3 protein-coding genes are annotated in these 5,622 nt (G+C 52.6%); all 3 read right to left on the bottom strand.

Annotated features, from left to right (window positions below; translation table 11 throughout):
- Positions 1-451: 451 nt before the first annotated feature.
- The 3 genes from AC5JLB_RS11575 to AC5JLB_RS11565 all read right to left on the bottom strand — a co-directional run bounded on the left by AC5JLB_RS11575 (position 452) and on the right by AC5JLB_RS11565 (position 5,190).
- The gene (locus tag AC5JLB_RS11575; RefSeq protein ID WP_495873984.1) at positions 452-3,811 is read right to left on the bottom strand and encodes a hypothetical protein; all 3,360 of its coding nucleotides are present in this window, start codon (positions 3,809-3,811) and stop codon (positions 452-454) included.
- Between the two features lie 588 nt (positions 3,812-4,399).
- Entirely contained in the window at positions 4,400-4,987 is a 588-nt protein-coding gene (locus AC5JLB_RS11570; RefSeq protein WP_495873983.1) for a Uma2 family endonuclease, read from the bottom strand.
- The gene (locus AC5JLB_RS11565) at positions 4,984-5,190 is read right to left on the bottom strand and encodes a ribbon-helix-helix domain-containing protein (RefSeq protein ID WP_495694100.1); all 207 of its coding nucleotides are present in this window, start codon (positions 5,188-5,190) and stop codon (positions 4,984-4,986) included. Before AC5JLB_RS11565 ends, AC5JLB_RS11570 begins: the two co-directional genes overlap by 4 nt.
- Positions 5,191-5,622 lie beyond the last annotated feature (432 nt).

The following is a 5,622-nucleotide window of genomic DNA, read 5'->3' as shown; positions in this document are numbered from 1 at the left end:
AAGCCTGGTTCACGCATTGCTGCTACTGTACCTGACTAGATCGAAAAAGGCTGTACATCAAGATGAAGCAAAAGGATGCTTTCAAGATTTCACTATGTAAGGTTTTCAGTCTCAAGCATGATACTTGTTTGAACCCTTCAATATCCCGCCTTGTAGTGCCATTTAGGAAAGGATAGGAAAAAGATGCTGATTTCATGTAGCAACCATTTTTAACCGCTGCTTACTGTAATAGTGAATGAATTTCTAAATAGTATAAATGTACTTATTCAACTTCTTCGAGAACCATAGGTTATGTCGCAGGAAAGTTACGCTATGCCACTTGTGAAGTAGACAGGCGTTAAAACTTGAAGCTTTCTTGCATAAATAGCGGAACTCGATTTTTTGAAATCTAATCGACTGATTTCAGTAGCTCAATCACAGCAAAGTCCTTGGGAATAATGCTGGTCCCTCTTCATTGATTGGTCCCGAGCTCCTCCACTTCTTCAAGAAAAGGTTCGATGTGCTCCGAGGGAAGGGTTAGTGTCAGTGCAGTAAAGATCTGAGTCTGGACCCTACCGCTCAACCGCTCCCAAACCTCTATCCATTCAATCGGCTTTAGCCAGCCATAAAAGATCTCATTCACCGTTTCTAACACCTGTGCTGCTGTTTCACAACCAGAAATCGCTTTCTCTAATACAGGCACAACCATCGCACAAACCTCCTGAGAATCAGAGTCTATATTTTGACTAGTTTTGCTATTAGGACTCTCTAATAGCGTTTGTAGTAATTTCCAGTGCCGCGACACATACTGCTGGCTATAGGGAATCAGGGCTGAGATCGCCCGCTGCGTGATTTTTGCGCCGACTACTTTGAGCTGCTGGATCGCAGCTTGCACTGCGAAAAAAAATCGCTCTCGCTTCGTACTGGCATTAAGGGTGATGTCCGACGCTTTAACTTTTTGTGTCGGACAATCGAGTTCAAAGTCGCTCAGCAGAATGATTTCGAGCGGCGTTTCGGCTCGGCGATGCGCCCGCAATCGCCCGATCGCTTGATGGAACTCAGACAAAATCGAGCGATCCACATAGGCGCGATACTGGACATCATCGTCCCGGGGATACTGCCCGCTCAGCACCCCATATTCTGCCTGCAAGTCCGCTAGATTGCGGCAGGGCGTGCCGACCAAAATCAAGCGCGTCGTCCGCTCAAAATCATTGATCCCCCGGCTATCGCGCCACCAACATCCTGTCCCTTCGCTCGCGAACTTCTTAAAGTCGAGCGTCTGGGTAGTTGGGTCTTGCTGCTGGTAATGCGCCACAATGGCGCTTGCACGTTGCTGCTGCTGGTTGCCGCGCTGCATTCCGAGCCGTCCTAGATCCGTTACCTGAATCAGCGTCAGGTTTTCGGATGAGGGCACCTGTTGCTGACAGACAAAAATTTCGTCGACGGCACACCCAAGTTTCAAGGCTAGATCCTGCGGGTGCAGCGTACCATCGAGAAAAATGGTGGCTCTGGCGGCTTCAATCGTAAATCGATGGCGTCCGTCTGGCAACGTTAAGGTCAGTCCGTCATAGCCCAGCCGCATGGAAGCACCCGGAGCGTGACCGGTGAGAATGTGGAGCAGCTCCGGCAACCACTGCTTGATCACGCGCTGCTGAGCTTGATCTGCCAACTCAGAGTCACGCTCGGCAAACTTCTTGCGAACCTGCCGGGGTAGGTCAGCTAAATCGACCCCATGAACCGCTGTGCTATTGAGGAACCCGAGGTCGGGTCGCAGAACTTGGCTCACGGCTTCACCGTCGAGCGTCACTTGGGGCAGCCGCTGCATTAATTCGGAGTGAGCGATCCCAAATCGCCCGAGTTTGGTGGAACCATCGAGCATCGGAATCAGAGCCACGAGGAGCGGCTGAAGGGCCTGAAAGAGCCCCGGAAATTCCATCAGCCTCAGAATCGTCTGCTCTAAATCGGGCAGTGTGACCTTCAGGTCTTGCTTGACGCGAAAATTCTGCCCGGGTTCATCGACCAGGAGGAGGGTGTCCGCCAAGGAATAGTCGCTTGGGTCGGGCAAGCTGTCGAGGTGAGCGCGGAGCTTGGGAGACGACAAGGCAGAGCGCCGTTGGTTGAGAAAGCCATAGCCAGGACCGTTTGAATGCGTACAGGGTTCTCTCAGGGGGCAGGTGCTGCAGATGAGGGAAGCGGTATCAGAGCCATGGACATGTTTCGCGCGCAGCATTCCCAGAAGTTGATGACGGCTACAATTGGCCGCCAGGGTTGAAGTCTCCCTCTGGTTCGCCCGCTTGAGGCGCACGCCGCCCATAGGGGTGATTTCTTGCACGAGTCCTCCGTGGCGGGCTTCGAGATCGACCCAGCCATTCTCCTGCGTCAGGGTCAGGACGGTGGGGTTGCGATGCTGGTCAGAAGCATAAATGAGTTGTTTCACTCCAAAGGTTTGAGGATCCATTTGACCGGCATCGAAAGACTTGCCCGCACCTGGGGGTGAGGTATCGAGAATGTAGCGGTAGCCATCATCGATCGCCCGTTGCCAGATTGAGAGACGCTGACCTAAGGGATACTGGGAGATGTCCTGCTTCCCGAATCGCGCTCGCAGCGCGGCAGCAGATTGGGTCGGCTGTGGTTTGTTCTGCAGCGTGCGCCGAATGCGCTCGAGCCAATCTAACCTGGGATGAGCCAGCGCTTCAAATTGGGCGGTCGAGAGCCACCCAATTGCTATGCAATCGTCAAGTTCATCGATATCAGGGCTGGCTTTAGTGGTTTGCCCCCACCAGGCGACTTGAACCCCGTAGCCCCACTTTCGGAGCAGCTTCCAGGTGGCGCGGTACTGCCGCAGGACATGGCGATTCTGCAGAGTTCCGGCATCCGGGTAGAACTCAATCGTCTTTGTCCCTAGTTCTTGAGCCAACGTCTCAAGCGTCGCCTTGAGGGTTTCGGGACTACTAGCGAACTGCCCGCCTGCCGCTCCCACGACGACCTGCCCTTGGCGCTGCGCTGTAATGAACGGCTTCGCTCCCACGCCCTCGGCGAAAGCGATGGCCCGTCGCAGAAGTTGAGGGGGTCGATGCACCGCCAGCGGCAGTTCCCCATTGGGTAAGTGGGGCGTGGGTCCATCGGGGCGGTTCTTTGTTGTACTGGTGAGCCAGCGGTAACGTCCGCCCTCGTTATCGGTGCGGAGGCGCAGCTGAAAGCCGACCAAGTGCTCTTGCACATCCTGGATGGGACAGAGATACCCCGGTTGGCAGTTGAGACCCATGCCATCGAGTCTGACTCCGGGGAGAGTGGGCGGTAGTGGTGACTGCAGCTGTTGCCACTGCTCGGTCGACTTCACACCCCAGGCATCGATTTGAGCATCGGTTAATCCTCGGCGATGTAAATCGGCGCGATCCTCCGGGTGCAGTGTCAGTTGGTCGAGCAGTTGACGGTAGAACGGGTCTCGCACCTGGGCGCTGACGCCTTGGGAGGGTCGTTGGCGATCTGAGTCTCGCTGGGAGGGTTGACGACGCTGGCGTTGCTGAATGGAAGTGTTCCAATTAGAAGAAGAGGTTCGTCCATCGTCTAGAACGAACTTCCCCCAGAGCTCGTCTTTCGTGGTGCCGATGAATCGAAATCCTGGAGGGGCGCTACCCGTGTCGGCAAGGGTCATGCAGAGATGGAGGGTCTCCACCTGCCGACATTTTCCGGTGGTGTCGCCGCAAATGGAACAAGGATTGCCGCGTTTCGTAGCGGTAAATCTGCCCTGTGAGGGAGTGCGGGAACGAGACGCAATGGGATCTGCCTCAACCTCGCCTTGGGCGAGGGTTGTAAGGGTGAAAATTGGCATGGGTTCTCTGTCCAAACGGTGTGCGGTGGGACAGAGAGCAAGGAATGAGAGATGAATCAGATGATTCGCTGTAATGTCACGCCAACAGAAGTCGCGCAACTGGGCACACAAAAATCTCAGTTCAACCGTGTCGCTCTCTGACCCAGAAGTGAAGGGAAGGGAGAGAGAACCATGCTGACGTTGCTCAAAAATGCCCAGCAAACTCTATTGCCATATGGGACAAATGAGGCATAATAAAAAGCATGGCACCGTAGGGAACCTAACTATCTGGCCGTCCAAAGCTTTCAAGTTAGCGTCCCCGCCTCCCGTTATTCAAATTAAATATTCGCCTTTAAAGCCCCTTCTGTTTGCAGCAGTGGGGTTTTTGGCGTCTAGGTGTGCTAGATCATGGGGTTAACCTCTCGCTTTGCAACGGTGAAAACTGGGTGCTTCATAGGATGTCGCTCACATTGCTGAAGTGAGTCTAAGTTTACCAGGACATTTTCTCTGATCCGCAATCGATCCATGACGAATATTTTGTAACTGTAATCAGAAAGTAGAAAGAGTACAAGCGTTCACCGATTCACATAGTCAACGCCTGTCAAGTTTCTACCTCCTACCAATGGATGCCTGAAAGGTTTGAACAGCCAATGGAAAATCAGTCTCAGCCATCAGAATGCAGCGCCTTAGGAGGTCTACATCAAGTTGCTCGAGTCCGGGTAGCTCGCTACCTTCGATCTGCTCGTAGCCATTGTTTCTTAGATGATGCAACGTGAGGATGCCATCCTGCCAGAACCAGACCTCAGATACACCGAGTGCTGCATACCGCGCCAGCTTATTGGGGCTGCCGCTCGTAAAGACGACCTCAATCGATAAATCAGGAATCGGCTTTGCGCCACCGAGACAGTAAGACTTATCTGTCTGAGCCGAGGCTTTCCCCTCGCGCTCCTGCGTGACTGACCCAGATGGAACGAAAGCAATGCCTTGAGCTAACAGGAATGTGGTCACGAGATAGCCAATAATTTCTGAGAAATTCTCGTGCTGGAATCCTGGCATAAGGACTTCGATCGTTCCTGCGTAAAAAAACAGCTTGACTCCGGGAGAGTCTTGTGAGGCTTGCTGAATCAGCTTGAATTGCTCCCACGTTCCTTGTAGAACGATGCGCTGGTCGGTTGGCTTATCGAGGAGTTGCGTCATGGCGACTTTGCCTCATGAGGTTTCGATTCTTTTGCGGCTGGTAGTTCTCCAGATGTTTTAGCTTGCTCAATCGCTCTCTCTACAAGGTAATTTGCAAGATTGGCGATGGGTCGTCCCTGTAAATCAGCCCACCTCTCTAAGTCGGCATAAACAGTGTCAGGCAGAGTCAGAAAGACGCGCTTACTCACAGGAGCTAATTCCATACGGGTACGCTCAAGATTTTACTAATTCGCTGAACGATCGTAGCTTAATGTAGCTGAATAATAGCTTATAGCTACTTGGCAGCTACGAATCGGATGCTAACATCAAACATGAAAAGACGCAATTGATCCACGATTGACGCACAACAGCTAGAGATGGCATTTGACTTGCACACTTGAGCAAAAGCCGAAAAACGCTTCAACGCTTGATTCCAATTCACTCTCAGAGGTTTTCACTCCAATGAATACATTGACAGAGACAGACGTATCCCGTTCGATTCCGTCTACGCCTATCCTACGCTGGGCTACATTTGCCTGTGATGCGGGGAATTGCACGATCAAGGCCTTCGACGAGGTGAACCGCCTGTCTGGTGTCAATTACAAAGGGCTCTTCCGAGCTTTTGGTGAAGCCGAGAAGTAGGGAGGAAACTATAG

The sequence above is a fragment of the Myxacorys chilensis genome, assembly GCF_059505265.1.
Note: the sequence above shows the minus strand (reverse complement) of the source record. Positions and strands in the feature narration are given on the sequence as shown.